Raw genomic sequence first — 20,472 nt, forward strand, 5'->3', positions numbered from 1 at the left:
TGTCCTTCTTCACTCGGATCAAGGAAGTATTTATACAGCAAAAGAATTTCAAGCGTATGCCAAAGAAAACGGCATGATCACCAGCATGTCCCGGAGAGGAAATTGCCATGATAATGCCGTCATGGAAAGCTTCTTTGGTCATTTAAAAAGTGAAGCTTTCTATTCACAAAAGATAACAAAAGTATCCAACACAACTGTGCGAAAGATTGTGCTAGAATACATTCATTACTACAATTGTGTGCGAATTCAAGAAAAATTAAACCACCTATCCCCTAAAGAATTTAGGGAACAAGTGGTTTAGGTGTTTTGATTGGTGTCCCGTTTTCGGGGTTCACTTCAATTAGACTCCCAGTTTTTTTATTTATTTTGCTGTATGTTTTCTAACGGCTGGTAAAATTTCAGTAGCAATTAATTCAATATTTTTCTCAATTTTATCAAATGGTACACCGCCAAAATCAATTTGTGCCATAAAGCGTTGTTGGCCAAACAATTCATATTGGTAAAGCATTTTCTCAATGATTTGTTGTGGGCTACCAACCATTAAAGCATCACGGCAATCTATTGCATTTGTAAATTGCTGTTTCGGATACCCACCACCGCGCAGTGTAAGCATACCAGCATTAATGTGAGGGTAATATTCACTAAGTGCATCTTGTGAATTTTTTGCCGTATAAAATAAACTCGTTGTCGCAACTGGTAAACTAGCTGGATCAAATCCACTTTGCTGAGCAGCCTCGCGATAAGCATCTACTGACACTTTAAAGTTAATTGCTGGGCCACCAAGTGTTGTTATCATCATTGGCACACCTGCACGTCCTGCTTTAATTGCACTAGCTGGCGGTCCACCAACCGCACGCCAAATTGGCAGGTTATTATTTTTAGCTCTAGGGATAACTGAAGCATACTCAAGTGGTGCTCTGAACTGCCCATTCCATGTTACATGTTCCTCTTTATTAATTTTTAATAAAAGATCCATCTTCTCTTCAAATAACTCTTCATAATCATTTACATCGTAACCAAGTAAACTATATCCTCCAATACGAGATCCACGACCAGCTACGATTTCAGCACGACCATTAGAAATCAAGTCAATGGTAGCGAAATCCTCATATACTCGAACTGGGTCAGATGTACTTAATATCGTTGCGGAACTTGCAATTTTTATATTTTTCGTAACTTGCGCGACCGCACCTAAAATAACTGTATGAGCTTGCGTTGTAAAATGCGTTTGATGACTTTCGCCTACAGCAAACACATCAAGCCCTGCCTCATCTGCTAACTTAGCTGTTTCAATTAGTTCGTTAATTCTTTTCTCTGGCGTAATTTTCTCCCCATTATGTGGATTTAAAACATGATCGCCAATTGAATATAACCCAAACTCAATTCCTTTTCTTGTATCTATACGGTATTTTTCCATAGTTACTCTCCCCTTTAATAAAGTAGTATTAGTTTTTCTTCTAAAAACGTTGGTAAGTCAAGCATATCTTCGTATTACCTATCTCTTCAATTGACTAGTCAATTGATAATGTAAAAAAAATTACTCTTGCGGTAATTCTTTTTTTTCACTATGTTTATGAACTTTCGTCATCAGCTCGTATAATATTTTCTGCTCTTCTTCATTTAATACATCATCAAAAAACGAAGATTGAAATGCAAGTTGCTCTGGCAAGGCTCTCTCTAAAGCTGCTTCTCCTTGCTCTGTAAGACTAATTGTTTTCGTTTTCCAATCTTGTTTTCGTACAATATATCCTTCTTTTTCAAGACGAGTTAACATTCGAGAAATGCCACCTTGTGTAACAGTTACCTTTTCAGCTAACTCCATTTGTGTTAGTGGTTGATACGTACGTATTTGCAAAAGCACATCAAATTGAGCTGTCGTTAAATCAAAACGTTTTAAAAACTCATTTGACATTTGATTACTTTGATTCGTAAATCGTATTAAACGTAACCATATTAATGATCCTATCGTATTATCACGCATGTTTCATCACTTCCTAGCGTTCATCTTACTATCACTTTACTACGCAAGTGATAAAAAAGCAAGAGAAAATGTAATAAATATAGCGATAGAGTATTGCATAAATAATGATAAGTAAGAATTCATATAAACATGAATTCTTACTTATCATTATTCTTAACTTTTCATTTCATTCATTACTATATTTAAAGCTGCCATAGCTTTTGGCCAACCAACGTAAAAAGCCATATGTGTTATTAATGCAACCAATTCATTCTCCATAACCCCATTTTGTTTAGCTAGCTTCAGATGAAATGGTAATTGTTCTGTATTACCGAGACTGATTAGTGCTGACACAGTACACAAACTTCTTTCTCTTAATGTTAAAGTGGCATCCCGCCACACTTCCTCAAACAATATCTTTTCACTATAATGAGCAAATGCAGGTGCCATTTCTCTCATTTTCTTTTTAATATGTACTTCAATAAGTTCATTTTTCATTTTTTTCTTCCTTTATTTTCACCATTTGTGCTATTCCTTGACCAAATGACCAGTTTTCAGCAGCTGTCTCATTTAGTGTAATAAAAATATCCGCAGTTTTAACGTCGGAATATTCCGTAATTTTCAAGGATACCGATTGATACAAATCTTTTTTCTGTTGCACCGTTCTTCCCGGTCCACATGTAATAGAAACATAAATCATATTCTCTGTTCTCTTTTCTCCTCTTTCTAATAAATAATATGGATTATATAAAAAGTGATTTTGTTGATAAGGTAAAAACATTTGAAAAAAATCATTTTTAGGGATGTTAAAATGTTCAATTAATGACAGATGAATACATTCACCTATCTTTTTCAACTCTTCTATATTTAATATATTTTCATGATAATAAACGTTCACAAAAGGCATACATTTTCATTCCTTTTTCTTAATTTAACTTCAACAAGTTTTCATCGTGAAATGTGCAAAATCTCATATACTGTAACACCTTTATTTGCTACCATTTCAGGCTTCTCTTCATAAAACTCAAACCCACTGTATCCCCATTTATCCGGATTATAAACGATTACATTCCCTAAACACTTTTCATTGTTTTGTACATTTTCATTTATCGTGTTTAATTTAGTCCCAATCAACGTTTTACTTTGAGAAATACTTCTTGCATATTCAACAACATATCTACTTTTCTTAAATCCATCACTTAGATTAACAACTAACGGAACACCTATATGTATTTGTTGCCAACCAAACGATTGTAAAATATTATCGTAATACCCTTCAAAGATAAATTTATTCATCCCTTCATGACCATTCCAAATATATAAAGGTGCATAGCAGTTATAAAAATTCCCGTCTTTCTCCGTTTCCGTAATTAAATAAGCTTTAAAATTTAGTTCTTGGAAACCATCAGTTTTATAGCCATTATCCTTTACCCTTTTCTTAATAATCTCCATGTCATAATCCTTTGGAAGAATGACCTTATATTGCATTCCAATCATGTTTATCACTCGCTTTCAATCTTATATACATTATGATAAATCGATAAGTGGCTAACGTAAAATAGGTATAAATTATGTTTGATATCATTTATAATGATAGTGCATAAGGGGCTGAGATACATGGAAATAAATGATCTTATTATATTCAAAACTGTAGCCAGTGAGGGTTCTATTAGTAAAGCTGCTAAAGAGTTAGGATATGTTCAACCGAACGTAACTGAGCGAATCAAAAAATTAGAACAAGAATTAGAAACGCCTTTACTACATAGAGATAACAAAGGTGTTTCCTTGTTACCTGCTGGTGACATTTTATTAGATTACACGAATAAAATATTAACTCTATTAGAAGAAGTAAAAAATGAAATTAAAACGAGTGGTTCTTCTTATATAATAGCGACGTCACAATCTATTTTGACAAATTATTTAAGTAAGCGTATTAAAGTAAATTTCAGAAATTATCAAATATATGTAGAAAGTAGTAGTCATTTGCAAAAATTACTTCAGCAACAAAAAGTTGATATGGTCATAACTTATGAGGATTATCCTGACGCATCGTTTAAAAAAGTGTTCACAACCTCAATTTCTGTAGGCTTATTAAAAGCGAAAGAAAAATGTACCATTGATTATTCAAAAGAAATTTTCTTCGTTAGCAATGACAAGAAGTGCCCTTTTAGGAATAAGACAATACAATTCCTAAAAGAAAATAATTTATCTCAGCGCCAACTTCAACAATTAGATTCTTATTCGCTTATGGAAGAGTTTATTCATGACGGAAAAGGGATAGCCTTTTTGCCGATTAAAAATGATAAATTGGTACCAATTGAAGATGTTCCAGTTGAGAAATTAGCTGTTCATTTTTTTACAAATCAAAACTCTTTCAAACAAATCCCTGATGAACTATTTGGTTAATAAAAATCCCTCCTTTATGAATCTAAAAGAGGGATTTTCATATTCTATACAATTGATTTTTCACACGTTTTGCTCCACTTCTGCACTTTTCTCCTTCTTATTCCGTTTCATATTCTTCAGTCCCTTAACCGTGCCAACTAATCCTTTCGGGAAAACTAGCAATACGATAATGTACAATAAACCAAGAATAATCGTCCATCGTTCAAAGATCGGATACTCTGTAGCTAGTTCTGATAAATAATATTTTAGTGATTCAATAATGCCAGATCCAGCAATAGCTCCAATTAAAGTTCCGACTCCTCCAATCATTGTCATCAATAGTGCATTTAGTGTCATTTCAATTGAAAATACAGTCGTATTGACAAAACGTAATGTAATAACAAATAAACCACCGCTAATTGCAGCTACTATTCCTGCGACTACACTTGCGATTATTTTATAATGGAGGACTTTATATCCAAGTGCTTCAACACGTTGTTCATTTTGTGAAATTGCCTTTAATACTTTCCCAATAGAAGACTTTGTAAAAAGACGTAATAGAATAAAAATGAAGAATAAACATACAAGTGATACATAATAAAAAGTAAAACGATCACGGAATATTTCTGGTACCCCAAATGTAAAACCATCTCCTCCGTGAGTAAGCCCACGCCATTTTTCAGCAAGTACGAAAAACAACTGTGAAATAGCAAGTGTTAACATTGCATAAAAATGACTTTTCAACCGCAAAGAAAGCAAACCAATTATATAACTAACGATTGCTGAAACGATAATTGCAGCTACTATTCCTATTAAAAAATTCGTTATTGATACGCCTTGCCGATCAAATAAAAGCGCTACCCCATATGCTCCTATCCCAAAGAACATACAATGACCGAACGATACAATTCCTGTATACCCAAGCAATACATCAAAACTCATTGCAAAAATAGCAAAGATGAAGATTTGAGTGAACAAAATTAACAGGCTCCGTGAATCATTTACGAACGGAAATACACTTAAACAAATGAGCATACATACTCCGAAGTATACTTTAATTCGGTCCAATGTGTTGTTCACCATTTCACCCCTTTTCACCAACAAGCCCAGTTGGCTTTACTATTAAGAAAAATAGTAACATTAACATATTAATTGCAAGTGATAAATCTGGTATAAAATACGCTGTAAAAGCACCAGCTAATCCGACAATTAAAGAAGCAATAGCTGAACCTTGTACGCTTCCTAATCCTCCGATAATTACTACTATAAAAGCTAAAATTGCATACTGCATGCCCATCTCGGCGAAAATAACGCCCGAATACGGTGCTAATAAAAAACCTCCCAAAGCTGCCATCCCTGCTCCTAATAAAAAGACGAAAGAAAATATCGCTTTTACATTAATACCAAGCGCTTGAACCATTTCTTTATCCATTACACCTGCACGGATCATAAGACCTATCTTCGTCTTTTTGAGTAATAATAGTAGTGCAATGTAAATAATTACCCCAATCAAAATAACAAATAGACGATATTTAATTAATATAATACCTCCGGATGTAAAACTTCCTTGTAACCATAACGGTAATTTTGCACTAATAGGGTTTGGCCCCCAAAATATTTTAATACACTCACTAAGAACGAGCATTCCCCCAAGCGTAACGAGCAGCTGTCGAACATGATTTCCATATACTGGTCTAATAAGAAACCTTTCTAAAATAAATCCTAGGAACATTCCCATAGCTACTGCTCCAACTAAAGCTAATATATAACTTCCTGTCATATTAAATAACCAAACACCTGTAAATGCTCCCCACGCAAATAAACCACCGTGTGCAAAGTTTAAAACGCTCATTAGACCGAAAATAAGTGAAAGACCTGATGCTAACAAAAAAATGAGCATCCCTGTTGAAATCCCATTTACAAATAAATTGATTAACACATCCATCCTTTTCACCTCGGATTCATGTTAAGAGATTCCTAAATATTTATGACACATTTCCTTATCCTTTTTTAATTCATTCATAAAACCGTTATGAACAATTCGTCCGTTATCCATAATGTAAAAATAATCGCCAATTTGACTAGCCATCATAAAATTTTGCTCAACAAGTAAAACTGTTGTTTTCTCTTTCATCTTCAAAATAGCTACCATTAATTTCTCCACCATTATCGGGGATAGCCCTTTGCTCGGTTCATCAATAAGTAATAATCCATCACTATTAATAAACGCTCTTGAAATAGCCAACATTTGCTTTTGCCCTCCGCTCAAGAGCCCACTTTTCTTATTCCAAAACTGCTTTAAATCCGGAAATAGTTCCAGCATCCACTCTATTTTCACTTCTACTTCTTCACCTTTTCCCCTAGCAAGGGCGAATGTTTCTTCTACTGTCAAATCATGAAAAATACCTTGATTTTCTGGTACATACCCTATTCCTTTCCTTGAAATTAAATGTGTAGGTAATCCACTTACTTTTGCACTATCATAATAAATTTCACCATCTGCAATCCGGTGAAACCCCATAACTGAACGTAATGTCGTTGTTTTCCCTGCCCCGTTTCTACCAAACAGTACAGTAATCGTCCCTTTCTCAACACCAAGAGATACTCCTTGCAAAATATGAAACTGATCTAAATACGTTTCTATATTATTTACTTGTAATAGTGCCACTATATAATCCCCCTAAATAAGCACTTTGTACACGCTCATCTTTCATAATTTCTTCTGGCAATCCTTCAGCCAATAACTCTCCATGAAATAAAACGATAAGATGATCTGACAAACCTAGTATCATATCCATTTTGTGTTCGATAAGTACAATTGTGCTCTCTGGATGTTTCTTAATATTTTCAATCACTTGTAATATAGCAGGGACTTCCTCAACCGAAATACCTGCCGTCGGCTCATCAAGTAATAACACATCCGTTTTTAAAGCTAATAACATCGCAAGTTCTAGCTTTCTTTTCTCTCCATGTGCCAAATCTTTCGCTAATACGTTCTCTTTCTCGTGAAGTAATACTGTTTTTAAGAAACGTCTCGCCTCTCCAACTTGTTGCTTTAATTTTGCTGGACTCGGGAAAAAACTATAGTAATCTTGTACGAATGATTGAACACTTAAACGGACATTTTCAAGTACCGTTAATTCTGGGAATATGTTTGTAAGCTGAAAAGAGCGACCGATTCCTAAGCGTGTTCGATCTGAAATCGATAGTTTTGTAATATCTTGCCCTTTAAAATACACTTCACCTGTTGTGGGTGAAATCTGTCCACTTAGTAAATTAAATAATGTTGTCTTCCCCGCACCATTTGGCCCGATAATAGAAATGAGCTTTCCTTTTTGGACAGTTAAATTTACATCTTTAATAACTTGATGTTCACCAAAAGATACACTAAGATTTTTCGTCTCTAGCAAATGTGTCACGAAATCCCTCCCTTTAAAGCCGTGAGTATGAAAGAAATATGTATAAAGAGGGTCCCCCCTCTTTATACAAAAACAACAGAAAATTCAGTCTATTTATTTTGAACTGGTGGTTCTGTTTCTTTCATCGTTAATTCTCGCTCTAACACTGGCACTGGATAATCAACACCATCTTGCTTTTTCAATGTGATAGAATACAGCGTCTGCATCGCTTGGTGGTCCTTCTCTCTAAACTTCATCTTTCCTTTCGGTGTATCAAATTCCATTCCTTCCATTTTCTTAATCAATGTATCTACATCTGTATCACCTTTTGTTTTCTTTAAAGCTTCTACAATAGAAATTGCTGCTGACATTCCTCCCGCTGTAAACAAATCTGGCACTACACCATTAAAACGTTTTTTATGCTCTTCAACTAGCCAATCATTCACTTTATTTTTTGGAAGTGTGTGATAATATACAGAAAAACCTTGCATACCTACTAATGCATCCATTGTTTTTAATGCTGGTATATCTGGGGCACCTGTAGAAATTTTAATACCTTGCGCTTCCACATTCATATCTTTCAACTGTTTCCAAGGTGAATTTGCCCCTGCCCAAACGATAAATAAATAATCTGGTTTTGAACTAATGATATTTTGAATATTCGCTGTAAAATCTGTTGAATTTGTATCCGCGTATTGCTCATTCACAATGTTCGCACCTAATTTTTTTGCACCCGCTTTAAATGCAGCAATCCCTTCACGACCAAAAGCGTTATCTGGGGCAAATGTCGCAATCTTTACACCTTTTTTCGCAATTGCTGCTGCTCCTGCAATCGCATCTTGTGAGGAACTTCTTCCAGTTCTAAAAATATATTTATTCCAGTTCTTCCCGGTAATACTATCCGCAACTGCTGGTTCTACAACCATAATCTTTTCATATTCTTCAGCCAGTGGTAAAACCGCTAACGTATCACTTGAACTAGACGATCCAACTAAAAAATCAACTTTCTCTTCTTCTAATAACTTCGTAGCTTTCTTCACTGCTACATCCGCTTTCGTTTCTGTATCTTCTACAACAAACTTAATCTTTTTCCCATCTACTTTCCCAGTTCCACCAGTTGCATAGTCTAACCCTAATTCAAATCCGTTCACTGTTTGTTTTCCATACGATTCTAGCGGTCCTGTTAAAGAAGCAAGGACTCCTACCTTAATCGTTTTTTCATCCTCTGTACTTGTTTTCTTTCCTGAACAAGCTGCCGTTATTAATAACGAACCTAAAACACAGCCAGTAAACATTGTCTTTAGCCACTTACGTTTTTTCATCGACATTGTGATCCTCCCCATACTTTACTTTCTGATAGAATCAAACACGCCAAAATCCCCTGTCCGTAATCATGACTAACTAATTCGATAGATAATGGAAAACTCTTGTAGTACCCTCTACATTCGGCACAAATATATAATCACCTTCCTATGTAATGGAAACGGACATACAATCAATATATATTCTGCAATCCAATTGAAAATACTGTTTCATTTCAGTAATGACCATACAAAAAGACTAACTTATTTTTTTAAGTTAGTCTTTTCACCTTAATTAGAGTTAAGTTCTACTTTCTCTAATCCTTCAGCCAATCGTTTCTTATCTAGTCCTTCTCCTATTACTACCAAGTTTGTTGGGAAACCGAAATCTTGTTCCAATAAAGTTGGTACTCCGAACGAATATTGGAATAGGTGAGGGTATTTATCTCCATGAAATTTCACAAAACCTTTCACACGATAAATACTATCTGGTAAATTCGAAAGCCATTCATATAATTTGTCTTGATCAATCGGTTTCGTAAATTGATATGTCATCGTTTGTATATGTAAATGCTGTTTGACATGTAGTGTCTCATGTTCCTCATCATTTGTAAATTCAGCTTCTTCAATATCTTTTAAAGATATATTACAATATTTTGTTTCATACAATTTCGCATGATCATTTATTGCCTTTACTTCTTCAAGCACTATGTTCTTGTCTTCATCTGTTAGTAAATCTGCTTTATTAACAAGAATATGACTACCAAATTTCAGTTGCTCATGCAGTAGCTGTTGTACATTTGCACTTAATATACTTCGGTTTAACCATCTTACGGCATCTAAAACGACTACAATTGATTTCACTTCCAGGAAAGGTGCTAAAATTGGCGAGACACACGCGTCTAACACTTCAATTGGATGCGCAACACCTGTCGTTTCTATATAAATTACATCTGGTCTTTCTTGTTGATATAACGAATGTAATTGTATTTCAAGCTCTTCTTTTAACGTACAACAAATACAACCTTTAAGAAGTTCTCTTAAAACATTCTCTTTTCCAATAATATCTGTATCTACCGAGTATTCACCAATTTCATTCATTAATACTGCAACTTTTCTATTCTTCTGTTTCTCTGCTAACAATAAATTTTGTAATAATGTTGATTTTCCACTACCTAAAAAACCACCTAATATATGAATCTCCACTTTATTCATTCAACCGACCATCCATTTCTTTACTTCAAATGTATTCAAAGCGTAATAATTACGATTTATATTTATCATTTTATTAAAAGAATGACCATTTGTAAATATAAGAGATTCACTGTTCATTTACTTCATATGCAACTCTAACTCCAGACTCAATTGCCCCTTGCATCCATCCATGTGTTAATGTCGTATGCTCTCCTGCAAAGTGTACTTTTCCAGATGATGGTGTAATATACGGAAATAACTCGAGCTCTTGGCCTGGTTCGAAAGCTGTAAATGCACCGCAAGAATACGGATTTTTACTCCAGCTAAAAGATGTTCCAGTGACAAACTCACTATAGACGATGTCACCGTATATTTCCGCTAAATTTTTTAATGCGTAACGAATACGATCTCTTTGCGGGAGACTATCCCATGTTAACGCCTCATCTGCCCACGTATAACTTGCTATAACGATAGCTGGTCCTGGAGTATGAATGCCATAACTCGGATAGTATGTAAACCGTATCGGTAAATCAGTAATAGATTTTCCACCACACTGTCCCGCTTTCTCCCAAAATCTACTTTTAAACTCTATTGCAATTTTAGTTGCAGCAATATAATTTAATTCACGAATTGCTCTTCTTTTAAAATAAGAGAATAAATAGTATGGCTGAACTTCTACAAATCTTAACGCTGAAAATGGAATTGTAATAATAGCAAAATCACTTGTTATTGTAAATTGCTCTAACGTTTGCTCATGATTTCCTTGTAACATTACTTTATTATCTTCTTGTATGATTTTATCAATCTTATACGGCATTAAAATATGCTCCCTTAATTGTGGTAAGAATGCATTCGATAACTTATCCATTCCACCAGTTATTTCATAATATTTCGTTGTTGAAGTAAAAAAGATCATTTCACGTAATACTTCAATTAAGGACATTCCCATATAAGCTTCCATATCAAGAAGTACCCCGATCATATCTATTGCACCATCTGAATAATACTCCATTAAAAATGAACCAAGCGAATACGTTTTATACTTTTTTTCAACGATAAGCCAGTTTTTATCCGGTTCCTTCTTAATATAATTTAGTATTGGTTCTAATACCTCAATCATTAACTCTTCTGCCGTTTTTCCTCTTTCTTTATCCAAAACCGGATATTCAAGTACACTTGGATCATTTTCAAACACATTCAATCTCGTTTGAATGTTATTCGTGTAAATGATATCTGCAAAAGTTTTATTTATAAAAAGGTTTAAAGGCAGTTTAAATTTATAAATATACGCTAAGGTTAACTTATGGGTATCAGGGATTCTCATCGGTCCCGCATTAAAATATAAACCCACACTAAATGGTTCCCGAATCGTATACACCCTGCCACCTATTCTGTTATTTGCTTCTATAATCGTTACTTCGTGCCCAGCCTCTTTTAATAAAGAACCTGCAACTAATCCAGAAATCCCTGCACCGGCAATCGTAATCCGTTTTGGGTTATTCTTTTTAACAAGCCCTGCATGAATAATATGAAGCATCTCTTCCATTGTTAATGGGTTCCCCATGCCATTTCCCCTTTTACAAAGGATTTTACTGAATTATATTCAGTTACCTTCATTCCTATGTTTTGGGCAAGGAATTACACGGATACATTTTCAAATACTTGAATATCTTTTATAAAATGTAATAAACTAGATATGATTCTATAGAAGTAAGACGTATTATCTTACATAACAAAACCAATGAAATTGCGAGGAATTTTGAAATGAAAAAAGGTATTAACCGTGTTGTATTAGTAGGAACAGGAGCAGTTGGATGTAGTTATGCTTACTGCATGATTAACCAAGCCGTAGCTGAAGAATTTGTTTTAGTCGATGTAAATGAGGCAAAAGCTGAAGGAGAAGCAATGGATTTAAGTCATGCTGTTCCATTCGCACCAGCTCCAACCAGAGTATGGAAAGGTAGCTACGAAGACTGTAAAGATGCTGACCTTGTAGTTATTACAGCTGGATTACCACAAAAGCCAGGCGAAACACGTTTAGATTTAGTTGAGAAAAACGCTAAAATCTTTAAACAAATCGTTCGCAGTATTATGGATAGCGGATTTGATGGCATCTTCTTAATCGCAACAAACCCTGTAGATATTTTAACTTACGTAACTTGGAAAGAATCTGGTTTACCGAAAGAACGTGTAATCGGTTCTGGTACAACGCTTGATTCTGCTCGTTTCCGCTATATGTTAGGTGAGTACTTCAATATTGGTCCACACAACATTCACGCTTATATTATCGGAGAACACGGCGATACTGAACTTCCTGTTTGGAGTCATGTTTCCGTTGGTATCCAAAAACTACAAACACTGCTTGAAAAAGACAACACGTATAATCAAGAAGATTTAGACAAAATTTTCATAAACGTCCGTGATGCAGCTTACCATATTATTGAGCGTAAAGGCGCAACTTATTATGGTATCGGTATGTCACTTCTACGTGTTACAAAAGCAATTTTAAACGACGAAAATAGTGTATTAACTGTATCAGCTTACTTAGAAGGTCAATATGGTCAAAAAGATGTTTATATCGGGGTACCTGCTGTTTTAAATCGCGGCGGTGTTCGTGAAATTTTAGAGGTTGAATTAAGTGAAGAAGAAGAATTAAAATTTGATCACTCTGTTCAAGTATTGAAAGAAACAATGGCTCCTGTTCTTTAATTAAGATAAAAGCAATCCAATTTATTTTGGATTGCTTTTTATTTTCATTATCTCCTATGACTTTTTAATGATTTTCTATCATTTCTTATTTTTTAGTCGCATCCTCATTATTTATATCAAGTACATCTAATAAAAAGATAAAGATTGGTATCCCGATAATAAGCCCCCATATTCCAAGGAAATGCTCTGAGAAGATAAGAATCATAAATGTATAAAAGATTGGTAAATTTGTTTTTGCAGACATAAACTTCGGATTTAAAAAATAACTTTCAAGAGCATGGATTACTGTTATGAACACGAGTATGTATACTACGTACATAACTCCGCCTACGTTGTAAGCAATGATACAAAGTGGAAACAAAGAAATAATCACACCTGCAACAGGAATCAACCCTAGTAAGAAAACCATAACAGCTAATACGAGTAGCTGTGGAAATCCTAAAACAATTAATGCAATGACAGTAAGAATACAATTTACAACGGCAATTAAAAACTGAGCTTCAATTACTTTTCCGAACGATCTTGCAAATCTTTCACCAAAATATGCAATTTCCTCATAAAAGATTTTTAACTTACTATCTTTAAACTTAGATGTAAATGTAATAATACGCTCTTTTTCTAATAAGAAAAATAAGCTTAAAATTAGAGATAATAATATTTGTAAACTTACCTTCCCTATATTTGCTATTGATTGATATATGACGTCTACACCTTGTTCTATATATTTTGATACTTCCATCCCATTAATTGTCGAAAGTGCATATTTAACGATTTCATTATCAGGTGGATTTTGAAAAAATAGTTTAAATTGATAAATTAATTGTGAAATTTGTATCGTCAGCACAGGTAAATATTTATATAACGTTGTGCCTATAAAGGAAACTAGTATTATATATAAACATGCAATAACAATTTTCCGGTTTACTTTCAATTTTCTTGAAATAAAACGTTGAAATCGATCCATTAAAAACGTCAGTATAAACGTAATTAATATTAAATTAATCATACTTTTTAATGCGTATAATACAAGCGCTACTATTATTAAAACGAGAAACCGTTGAAACCCTCTACTTCGAAAAAAACTCTTTACTTCATTCATTAAGAATTAACCTCCCCCTTCAATGGATGGAAATTGAATATATTACATTTTATGAACTCCTATAGACAATCTTTCTTACTAATTGAGAAGAATCCTTTTTTTCTTTTCATATTGTTAGATTCGTTTAACTGGAATCCACCAACATAATTTCGGTGGATTCCAGTTATTTTTCATATAATCTTTTATAAACTAGGCGATTTTCTATTTTTAGACTGCTGTTCATACGCATATCCAATATTGAAAAGCTCTCTTTCACCAAACTGTTTCCCTACAAACACTACACCGATTGGTTCTCCATTTTTATCATATCCAGCAGGAACCGCTAATTCCGGATAACCAGCTACAGCTGATAGAAGAACTTCATCGTTATTAATCATAACTAGAGCATCCAAACCTTTTTCTACTAAATACCTATCTAGCTCTTTTCTTGCATTTTCTTGACTCGTTTGCACTACGTTTTCAAACTCTTCTTTCGTTATAGCAGATTTTTCAGACCCCTCAATTAATGTTTGTCCGTATTTTATTCGTCTTTTACTATCCTTTTTATTAAACGCTATAATCTCTTCTAACGATTTTACCGGTACATTCTTTTGCTGTGAAAGATAGTCGTTTACATTATGCTTGAACTCATATTCTAATGTTTGCAAATTATCTACACCCTCAGCACTTAACTGGATATTATCAGTTAATATCGCACCTGCATCTTGAAGGTCTTTTCTAATTTTTTCTGCTACTGCTTTTCTATTTTCATCTTGTTGGTCTACAGAAAAAAGAAGTCCTATCTTTTTCCCTTTTAATCCATCTATTGATAAATCCTTTGTATAATCAATTCTTTCTTTATCTTTCATTTTTTCTGTCATAACATCTTTTTCGTCATAACCTATCATTGCATTAAATAACGTTGCTGCATCTTTTACCGTTCTTGCCATAGGTCCTGCTGTATCAAGAGTTTCAGCTAACGGAATAATTCCTGTTCTGCTTACCATACCTAAAGATGGACGTAACCCAACTACTGATTGCTGCGCCGCGGGTGCAACAATCGATCCCGTCGTTTCTGTTCCGATTGCAAGCGGTGCAAAATCTGCCGCAACTACTGTAGCAGATCCTGAACTTGATCCTGAAGTATCGAATGTGATCGGACCGTACGGATTTAAATTTTGTCCTTTCTTCCCACTATACCCACTTCCTCATATGTCAATAAGGATAAAAATATTATTCTTCAAATCTATATACGATGTTTATCACACCATCTTGACTTACTTCTATTCTTGTAATCAATTTTTTAAAAGTTGAATACAGGTCTTCGGACTTCTCCAGCAATTCGAATGCTTCTTTCACTTTCTGCTGCTCAACTACTAAGGTCTTAACATCATCTAATTTTAATATTTCTAACTCTTTTTCTTTTATAATTTTTTCAAAATTTTTATCTCGTTTAGTAAAGGTTTCTTTATCAATCGGTCCACCGTCTAAATACAAATCTAATAAGCGTTCCCTTTTTATCTCTAGTTCTTTCTTTTCTTTTCTTAATTTCTTCTGCTTTTCTTGATGTTTATCTGTGTCATTTAAGTTAAATACCTTTTCCAAGTCATTTTCTTTTTCTTTTAATTTTTGTAGTACAAACAAGCGTAAATCACTATACTGTAGTCCAGAGTGTTTGACACATCCACGCGCCCCCATTCTCTTATACCTACCGCATATTAAATAACAATAATAACGTGTCTCCCCTTCTTTATTTTTATACATTCTTTGTTGTAAGGCTAACGGTGTCCTACAATGAGCACAACAGGCTAGCCCTCTTAATTCGTTTTTTATTGCTACACGACGTTTTGTTTTTTTATCTGTTTTTGAATTATTTACTCTATCCCATAGATCCCGCGTAATTATAGCCGGATGATGATTTTCAAATACTACCCATTTTTCTTTAGGATTTATAATCATCTTTTTTCTTCCATCTACTTTTACTTCTGCATACTTCTGCATTATATAATCACCTTTATATGCAGCATTTGTAATTATCGCTCGTATACTTGGATAGGCCCACAACTTTCCAGTTCTTGATGGTACCCCCATATCGTTTATTGCGTCTGCAATCTTCATGTAACCTAATCCATTGTCGTATAATTCGTACATCTTCCTAACAAGTTCAGCTTCTTCCTCATTAATCGTATATTTTTGATCTACAATTTTATATCCATATGGCACTATCCCCCCGGTATACTCACCTCTTCTTACTTTAGCAGCTAACGCTGCTGATACGGATACGGATACTGTCTTAGGTAATTGGGATGCGAACATGGCATACATCTCAAATTTTAAGTCGTTTTTCCCCTCATAATAACTGTCGTAACCTTCTTCAATTGTCACTAAACGAACACCATGTCCTAAAAGTATCTCCTTAATTTCTAATGCATCTCTTAAATCCCGCCCTAATCGGTGGATAGACTTAAAAACAACCGTATCTAATTCTTTTCTTCGAACCTTCTCTAAAATCAACTGCATCGCATGTCTTTCTAACCACGCCGTTCCAGATACAGCTTCGTCTTTATAAATTGAATTTTCATCCCACTCATACCCGTTTTTTTCGATCCAGTATCTACAAATATCAATTTGATTCTCAATCGATGAAACTTGTTCGTCTCTATCCGTTGATACACGTACATATACAGCATATTTCAATTCGTACACACCTCATCCTCTTACTAAATTCTTATGACTACAGTATATAGCCCTCCGGATATACTGGCAATCTATTACCAATGTAAAAAGACGACTTTCTACAGTCGTCAAAATAAAAATATATAAATCTCAAAAATTTAGGAGGGGGTAAACAATACACAACAACATCTAGTAAAAACAAAAACAAAAAAGAACCCCCTCTATAAAAAATATACCTTATATATATAATATAAATATATAACTTATAAATATATATTATATATAGAGTATATTATTAGTAATAATATATAAGTATTATTACTGTTAGGGTTCTAAGGTTTTAGTCTACATCTTCCTCTGTAATATCATTTCCCCATCTACCGTAATCATATGGAAATTCGTTCGCCATGTACTCATCGTGACATTCTTCATGAAAGATACCGTATTCAAAATTATTTTTTACCCATTCTCCTTTTTTTAGTGTACGTTTACACCATTCGCAAATCGTGCTTCCTTTTGGAGCTATATATTCACCGTTAACTTTGATAGAAGTCATATAATTCCCCTCCTCATTTCTACTTTGAATCCAATGCTTTTTTAGAATTCAATTCGCACCAATATTTATAAGCTTCCCTATTTAATTCCCAGTATAAATGTTCATAGTGATCGCGCTGGAATTCAGTTGCTGCTAATCGTCTTTTCAAGTCATCAATTACAGCATCCTTATTGATTGGATTGATTTGTGGAGGTGGTAATAAATTCATAGGTGAATCACCTCTTCCTTGTAATTAGACCACTAAACAACTTTCTGTGCGTTTCAGGCTGTAAATCCAGTAACCTTATAACCTTTTCAGCACTATCCAGATCCGGTGCATCGATAATATTGTTTCGCCACATCCATCGTTTACTGTCTCTTTTACTTTGATAAACCGCACCACTTTCGCCGTTAATCCACAACCGGTTATTACACCCTAAAATGTTTACACGAGTCCAGTAATTTTTCATCATGAAACACCTGGAACCACATAAACTTTCGCATACACATCGTATTTAGCTGCAAGTTGCTCCAGCTTTTTTTGTCTGTATTCTGTCATAGTAAAGAAATGAATGAGAGGTATTTTTCCGTTGTATTTGTTTTTGTAGTATAACGAAAATTCCCTATACCTGATCATCTTTTCAGCGTTCACAATCATCATTTGCGTACGATCTATTTCAACAGCATTTAGTGTACCTTCTCCATCCCTGAACTTCACATCAGGAATAATTGTCTTCTTTTTATCATCTATTTTATAACGTATAGGTGTTTCTATCTGCCAGTCGTCGGGACAAAACAGATAGAGCCACGCTTCATTTCTCATTAAGCTGTGTGCTAGTCGACTATTTGGTACAATCTTCTCAGTATCGTCGAACAGTTCACGGCCCTTTTTATTTAAATAATACACGTACTCTTTTTGGTACACTGTGTTATTTACATAAGGACTGAGGTCTTTTAAAATACGATTCGCGTTACGAACCCCTCCCATATCGTGCACCGCCATTAGATGCCTACGTGTTGCGAATTTCAGCTTTCTAATCGAGGTCAGAATCGTCATCTGACGGTTTATTTTGATATGTGTCTGGATGTTCATCTTTTTTCACCTCGTATTGTTTTAGATGTTCCCACATCATTTCATCGCTAATAAACGGTACCTGCAGCTCAGTTAGTCGATCAGTTTTATAAATAGCTCTACCAGGTAAGGACGGCAATGTTTCTAGTCCCGATTCATCAAGAACAACCTCAGATGCCTTATATGTTGGTAGCCGAAAACCTAACTTCGCATCAGACATCTGCTTTACTACTGATGGAATTGATGTGACTGTAGGATACTGTGTAGCTAAAATCAAACGAAATCCTAAGCCGCCCGATACAGTCGCTATATAACTAAGTATGTACTGACACTCTTCTCTAATTTTATTAATGGGACGTGGTAATCCTTTGGCCGGAGCAAGTACGGCACCCTCATCAACAATAACGAAATACCGATCTTTTTCTTTTGTTTCAACAATATTTTTGTAACCATTTTCCTTCATGAATTTTCCACGCTCTTCGATTTTTTTCATTATTTGTTTTAGTACTTGATGTGCTTTTTCTACAGAGTCAGCCACTTCCACCACCTGCTTTAAGCCGCTAAACTCACTAAATTCTAATCCCTTTTCCTTTAAATCAATTAAATATACGTGAGCATTTTCAGGGTTCGCCTCAATCAAAGTAGTAAGTAGTACTTTCATAAATACTGTTTTCCCCATTCGTGTAAGACCACCTAGTACCATATGAGGAGTTTTATCGAAGTCATGATAAATTAACTTCTCGAGGCTTTGCCCCATCGGTACTTGCCATTCACCTTTTTTTACTAGCCCCTCATCCCAACACCACTTTTGTGGGATACGTTTACTGAATACCCGAATCATTATCTTGTAGTTATCGTATTTGATACGTACAGGCTTATTTAATCCTTCACTTACAACATCCTCAACCTTTTGTATTAATTTAGATGGCATCCCTAACGGGAGTTTATATACATAAGTCGTACTACGATCATCTTCTTTTCTTTCGAGAAAAACCGGATAATGTAATTTTTCATCCTTCCTAATTGCAATTCCACTTACTTCAAAGAATACTTGTATCTTCTTTCTATCATCCTCTTTACCTTTTAAACTATCATTTAGCAAAGCGTACCCGAGCGAAACTGCAGGTATTAATAACAATTCAAGCATAGGGGTTCACTCCTTATATATCCTTAAAGGATATAGTTGCTCTTTACTGGAAGATTTACATACAAGTTGTTTTTCTTATATAACAAGGTGCCCCATGATTCCAGGTTCCATTCCTTCAAAGAAACACCATTAGCACATAACGTAGAAGATACAAAAACGAGCCGGTAAGAGTTGTATACGTCGTCATACGTGGAAGCCAATGTGGAACACTCATCCCCATTTTCTCAGCTACCTTCAGTGCCACTACAGACACCCCTGTCGCTGTCCAAATTACTACAACTTCCCCAGCAAGTGTCATATCGATTCCCTCTTTCTTTTTAGTTGTAATCCTTTTGACGTGAGAATCGGTTGATACTGATTAACCATTTCATCCCATTCAAGAATTTCTTCCTCTTCCCCGTATAGATTTTCCATAATATCGTTAGATAAGCTGTAGTAACCGCGGTACTCTTTGTTGTTAGATACCTCGTGTCTTTCCATATGTTTTAGAATAGAGTTTACTTCACCTTTACCCCTGGACTCTTTATACATGCTTCTCAGTTCTTTAGAAGGATACAGATACGGCGTGTCATTCAAGTAATCATATTGCCACCTCATCGCTCATCCCTCCACTGTTTACAGTCCTCTAAGTATGCATCAATCCTTTTCTGAATCCCTATTTCGTTATACGGACCATAAGGCTCTTCTTCTCCTAATAAGTCAACGATATCAACGTAGTTTGGATTTTGTAACATATTGTGATTTGCAATGTGATTGTACAAACATCGTACTTCACCATAGTCATTTGCATCTGCGTACATGTTGTAAAGTGTTTGTGACGGATACAGTTGCATGCGATTTAAATACTTATATCCAGGTCTCATTGTTCCTCACCTTTCCCTTCTTGATGTCCTTTTTTCCACTTGGTATTCCTCGTGGTATTAATGTGGCATTGGTATAGGTATATGACCTAGAAAGAAGGATTTTGCAAGTCCACATTAAAAATATAAAAAGTACAAGTAGAATTTTTTATAAGGA

General features: G+C 34.6%; 24 protein-coding genes and 1 pseudogene. 3 read left to right on the forward strand and 22 right to left on the reverse strand.

Features of this window, described 5'->3' with window-relative positions; all coding sequences use genetic code 11:
* Positions 1-301: IS3 family transposase (locus C4S65_RS28670; protein ID WP_142391558.1), on the forward strand; the 301-nt coding region annotated here is incomplete at its 5' end.
* 60 nt (positions 302-361) lie between these two features.
* Here C4S65_RS28670 and C4S65_RS28675 read toward each other — a convergent pair.
* From C4S65_RS28675 to C4S65_RS28695, 5 genes are all read right to left on the reverse strand, one after another.
* Positions 362-1,417, reverse strand: a complete 1,056-nt coding sequence (locus C4S65_RS28675) for an LLM class flavin-dependent oxidoreductase (protein ID WP_098838342.1) — start codon at positions 1,415-1,417, stop codon at positions 362-364.
* A gap of 120 nt (positions 1,418-1,537) precedes the next feature.
* Positions 1,538-1,981, reverse strand: coding sequence for a MarR family transcriptional regulator (locus C4S65_RS28680; RefSeq protein ID WP_001205523.1), 444 nt, complete (start codon positions 1,979-1,981; stop codon positions 1,538-1,540).
* Positions 1,982-2,134: 153 nt separating this feature from the next.
* Positions 2,135-2,458 carry a carboxymuconolactone decarboxylase family protein gene (locus C4S65_RS28685; protein WP_098838341.1) on the reverse strand — a complete coding sequence of 108 codons (324 nt, stop codon included), beginning with the start codon at positions 2,456-2,458 and terminating at the stop codon, positions 2,135-2,137.
* Positions 2,448-2,867, reverse strand: a complete 420-nt coding sequence (locus C4S65_RS28690) for a tautomerase family protein (protein WP_001117251.1) — start codon at positions 2,865-2,867, stop codon at positions 2,448-2,450. Before C4S65_RS28690 ends, C4S65_RS28685 begins: the two co-directional genes overlap by 11 nt.
* A gap of 41 nt (positions 2,868-2,908) precedes the next feature.
* On the reverse strand, positions 2,909-3,457 hold the full coding sequence (locus C4S65_RS28695) for a DUF4865 family protein (RefSeq protein ID WP_061667434.1): 549 nt from the start codon (positions 3,455-3,457) through the stop codon (positions 2,909-2,911).
* A 120-nt stretch (positions 3,458-3,577) separates the two neighbouring features.
* Between C4S65_RS28695 and C4S65_RS28700 the strand changes: the two genes are divergently transcribed.
* Complete coding sequence (locus tag C4S65_RS28700; protein ID WP_061667433.1) at positions 3,578-4,366, forward strand: LysR family transcriptional regulator; 789 nt, start codon at positions 3,578-3,580, stop codon at positions 4,364-4,366.
* Positions 4,367-4,426: 60 nt separating this feature from the next.
* Here C4S65_RS28700 and C4S65_RS28705 read toward each other — a convergent pair whose 3' ends face one another.
* From C4S65_RS28705 to C4S65_RS28740, 7 genes are all read right to left on the reverse strand, one after another.
* Entirely contained in the window at positions 4,427-5,380 is a 954-nt protein-coding gene (locus C4S65_RS28705) for a branched-chain amino acid ABC transporter permease (protein WP_141551084.1), read from the reverse strand.
* A gap of 49 nt (positions 5,381-5,429) precedes the next feature.
* Positions 5,430-6,290, reverse strand: coding sequence for a branched-chain amino acid ABC transporter permease (locus C4S65_RS28710; RefSeq protein WP_089170816.1), 861 nt, complete (start codon positions 6,288-6,290; stop codon positions 5,430-5,432).
* Positions 6,291-6,311: 21 nt separating this feature from the next.
* Positions 6,312-7,013, reverse strand: coding sequence for an ABC transporter ATP-binding protein (locus C4S65_RS28715; protein WP_098838338.1), 702 nt, complete (start codon positions 7,011-7,013; stop codon positions 6,312-6,314).
* Entirely contained in the window at positions 6,991-7,764 is a 774-nt protein-coding gene (locus C4S65_RS28720) for an ABC transporter ATP-binding protein (protein ID WP_098838337.1), read from the reverse strand. The genes C4S65_RS28715 and C4S65_RS28720 overlap by 23 nt, the downstream gene beginning before the upstream one ends.
* Before the next feature lie 89 nt (positions 7,765-7,853).
* Entirely contained in the window at positions 7,854-9,071 is a 1,218-nt protein-coding gene (locus C4S65_RS28725) for a substrate-binding domain-containing protein (RefSeq protein ID WP_000061999.1), read from the reverse strand.
* Between the two features lie 264 nt (positions 9,072-9,335).
* Positions 9,336-10,259 (reverse strand): GTP-binding protein, encoded by a 924-nt coding sequence (locus C4S65_RS28730; RefSeq protein ID WP_061667429.1) that lies wholly within the window; start codon positions 10,257-10,259, stop codon positions 9,336-9,338.
* A 106-nt stretch (positions 10,260-10,365) separates the two neighbouring features.
* Positions 10,366-11,802 (reverse strand): flavin monoamine oxidase family protein, encoded by a 1,437-nt coding sequence (locus tag C4S65_RS28740; RefSeq protein ID WP_000528026.1) that lies wholly within the window; start codon positions 11,800-11,802, stop codon positions 10,366-10,368.
* Positions 11,803-12,002: 200 nt separating this feature from the next.
* On the opposite strand from C4S65_RS28740, the gene C4S65_RS28745 reads away from it, so the two are divergent.
* The gene (locus tag C4S65_RS28745) at positions 12,003-12,947 is read left to right on the forward strand and encodes an L-lactate dehydrogenase (protein ID WP_000715327.1); all 945 of its coding nucleotides are present in this window, start codon (positions 12,003-12,005) and stop codon (positions 12,945-12,947) included.
* 85 nt (positions 12,948-13,032) lie between these two features.
* Here C4S65_RS28745 and C4S65_RS28750 read toward each other — a convergent pair whose 3' ends face one another.
* The 10 genes and pseudogenes from C4S65_RS28750 to C4S65_RS28800 all read right to left on the reverse strand — a co-directional run bounded on the left by C4S65_RS28750 (position 13,033) and on the right by C4S65_RS28800 (position 20,318).
* Positions 13,033-14,046: an AI-2E family transporter gene (locus C4S65_RS28750; protein WP_001006600.1), complete on the reverse strand. Its 1,014-nt coding sequence runs from the start codon at positions 14,044-14,046 to the stop codon at positions 13,033-13,035.
* Between the two features lie 182 nt (positions 14,047-14,228).
* Positions 14,229-15,230 (reverse strand): annotated as a pseudogene (locus C4S65_RS28755) (amidase family protein); the annotation flags it as partial.
* Positions 15,231-15,258: 28 nt separating this feature from the next.
* On the reverse strand, positions 15,259-16,731 hold the full coding sequence (locus C4S65_RS28760; RefSeq protein ID WP_000273126.1) for a recombinase family protein: 1,473 nt from the start codon (positions 16,729-16,731) through the stop codon (positions 15,259-15,261).
* A 310-nt stretch (positions 16,732-17,041) separates the two neighbouring features.
* Entirely contained in the window at positions 17,042-17,257 is a 216-nt protein-coding gene (locus tag C4S65_RS28765; RefSeq protein ID WP_000200736.1) for a hypothetical protein, read from the reverse strand.
* Positions 17,258-17,276: 19 nt separating this feature from the next.
* Positions 17,277-17,465 carry a hypothetical protein gene (locus tag C4S65_RS28770; RefSeq protein WP_103945700.1) on the reverse strand — a complete coding sequence of 63 codons (189 nt, stop codon included), beginning with the start codon at positions 17,463-17,465 and terminating at the stop codon, positions 17,277-17,279.
* A 240-nt stretch (positions 17,466-17,705) separates the two neighbouring features.
* The gene (locus C4S65_RS28780; RefSeq protein WP_103945701.1) at positions 17,706-18,329 is read right to left on the reverse strand and encodes a replication-relaxation family protein; all 624 of its coding nucleotides are present in this window, start codon (positions 18,327-18,329) and stop codon (positions 17,706-17,708) included.
* Entirely contained in the window at positions 18,271-19,455 is a 1,185-nt protein-coding gene (locus tag C4S65_RS28785; RefSeq protein ID WP_103945702.1) for an FtsK/SpoIIIE domain-containing protein, read from the reverse strand. Before C4S65_RS28785 ends, C4S65_RS28780 begins: the two co-directional genes overlap by 59 nt.
* A 115-nt stretch (positions 19,456-19,570) precedes the next feature.
* Positions 19,571-19,753 carry a hypothetical protein gene (locus C4S65_RS28790; RefSeq protein WP_103945703.1) on the reverse strand — a complete coding sequence of 61 codons (183 nt, stop codon included), beginning with the start codon at positions 19,751-19,753 and terminating at the stop codon, positions 19,571-19,573.
* A complete protein-coding gene (locus C4S65_RS28795) occupies positions 19,750-20,052 on the reverse strand; it encodes a hypothetical protein (RefSeq protein ID WP_103945704.1) in 303 nt (100 codons plus the stop codon). Before C4S65_RS28795 ends, C4S65_RS28790 begins: the two co-directional genes overlap by 4 nt.
* Complete coding sequence (locus tag C4S65_RS28800) at positions 20,049-20,318, reverse strand: hypothetical protein (protein ID WP_030025229.1); 270 nt, start codon at positions 20,316-20,318, stop codon at positions 20,049-20,051. The genes C4S65_RS28795 and C4S65_RS28800 overlap by 4 nt, the downstream gene beginning before the upstream one ends.
* Positions 20,319-20,472: the final 154 nt, after the last annotated feature.

The organism is Bacillus sp. ok061, from assembly GCF_900108285.1.
In the GTDB taxonomy this organism is placed as follows: Bacteria; Bacillota; Bacilli; order Bacillales; family Bacillaceae_G; genus Bacillus_A; species Bacillus_A thuringiensis_S.

Excerpts from the sequence above, each read along its gene's own strand:
- C4S65_RS28675 (WP_098838342.1), bottom strand. The coding sequence starts at position 1,417 with ATGGAAAAATACCGTATAGATACAAGAAAAGGAATTGAGTTTGGGTTA.
- C4S65_RS28680 (WP_001205523.1), bottom strand. The coding sequence starts at position 1,981 with ATGCGTGATAATACGATAGGATCATTAATATGGTTACGTTTAATACGA.
- C4S65_RS28685 (WP_098838341.1), bottom strand. The coding sequence starts at position 2,458 with ATGAAAAATGAACTTATTGAAGTACATATTAAAAAGAAAATGAGAGAA.
- C4S65_RS28690 (WP_001117251.1), bottom strand. The coding sequence starts at position 2,867 with ATGCCTTTTGTGAACGTTTATTATCATGAAAATATATTAAATATAGAA.
- C4S65_RS28695 (WP_061667434.1), bottom strand. The coding sequence starts at position 3,457 with ATGATTGGAATGCAATATAAGGTCATTCTTCCAAAGGATTATGACATG.
- C4S65_RS28700 (WP_061667433.1), top strand. The coding sequence starts at position 3,578 with ATGGAAATAAATGATCTTATTATATTCAAAACTGTAGCCAGTGAGGGT.
- C4S65_RS28705 (WP_141551084.1), bottom strand. The coding sequence starts at position 5,380 with ATGCTCATTTGTTTAAGTGTATTTCCGTTCGTAAATGATTCACGGAGC.
- C4S65_RS28710 (WP_089170816.1), bottom strand. The coding sequence starts at position 6,290 with ATGGATGTGTTAATCAATTTATTTGTAAATGGGATTTCAACAGGGATG.
- C4S65_RS28725 (WP_000061999.1), bottom strand. The coding sequence starts at position 9,071 with ATGTCGATGAAAAAACGTAAGTGGCTAAAGACAATGTTTACTGGCTGT.
- C4S65_RS28730 (WP_061667429.1), bottom strand. The coding sequence starts at position 10,259 with ATGAATAAAGTGGAGATTCATATATTAGGTGGTTTTTTAGGTAGTGGA.
- C4S65_RS28740 (WP_000528026.1), bottom strand. The coding sequence starts at position 11,802 with ATGGGGAACCCATTAACAATGGAAGAGATGCTTCATATTATTCATGCA.
- C4S65_RS28745 (WP_000715327.1), top strand. The coding sequence starts at position 12,003 with ATGAAAAAAGGTATTAACCGTGTTGTATTAGTAGGAACAGGAGCAGTT.
- C4S65_RS28750 (WP_001006600.1), bottom strand. The coding sequence starts at position 14,046 with ATGAATGAAGTAAAGAGTTTTTTTCGAAGTAGAGGGTTTCAACGGTTT.
- C4S65_RS28765 (WP_000200736.1), bottom strand. The coding sequence starts at position 17,257 with ATGACTTCTATCAAAGTTAACGGTGAATATATAGCTCCAAAAGGAAGC.
- C4S65_RS28770 (WP_103945700.1), bottom strand. The coding sequence starts at position 17,465 with ATGAATTTATTACCACCTCCACAAATCAATCCAATCAATAAGGATGCT.
- C4S65_RS28780 (WP_103945701.1), bottom strand. The coding sequence starts at position 18,329 with ATGAACATCCAGACACATATCAAAATAAACCGTCAGATGACGATTCTG.
- C4S65_RS28785 (WP_103945702.1), bottom strand. The coding sequence starts at position 19,455 with ATGCTTGAATTGTTATTAATACCTGCAGTTTCGCTCGGGTACGCTTTG.
- C4S65_RS28790 (WP_103945703.1), bottom strand. The coding sequence starts at position 19,753 with ATGACACTTGCTGGGGAAGTTGTAGTAATTTGGACAGCGACAGGGGTG.
- C4S65_RS28795 (WP_103945704.1), bottom strand. The coding sequence starts at position 20,052 with ATGAGGTGGCAATATGATTACTTGAATGACACGCCGTATCTGTATCCT.
- C4S65_RS28800 (WP_030025229.1), bottom strand. The coding sequence starts at position 20,318 with ATGAGACCTGGATATAAGTATTTAAATCGCATGCAACTGTATCCGTCA.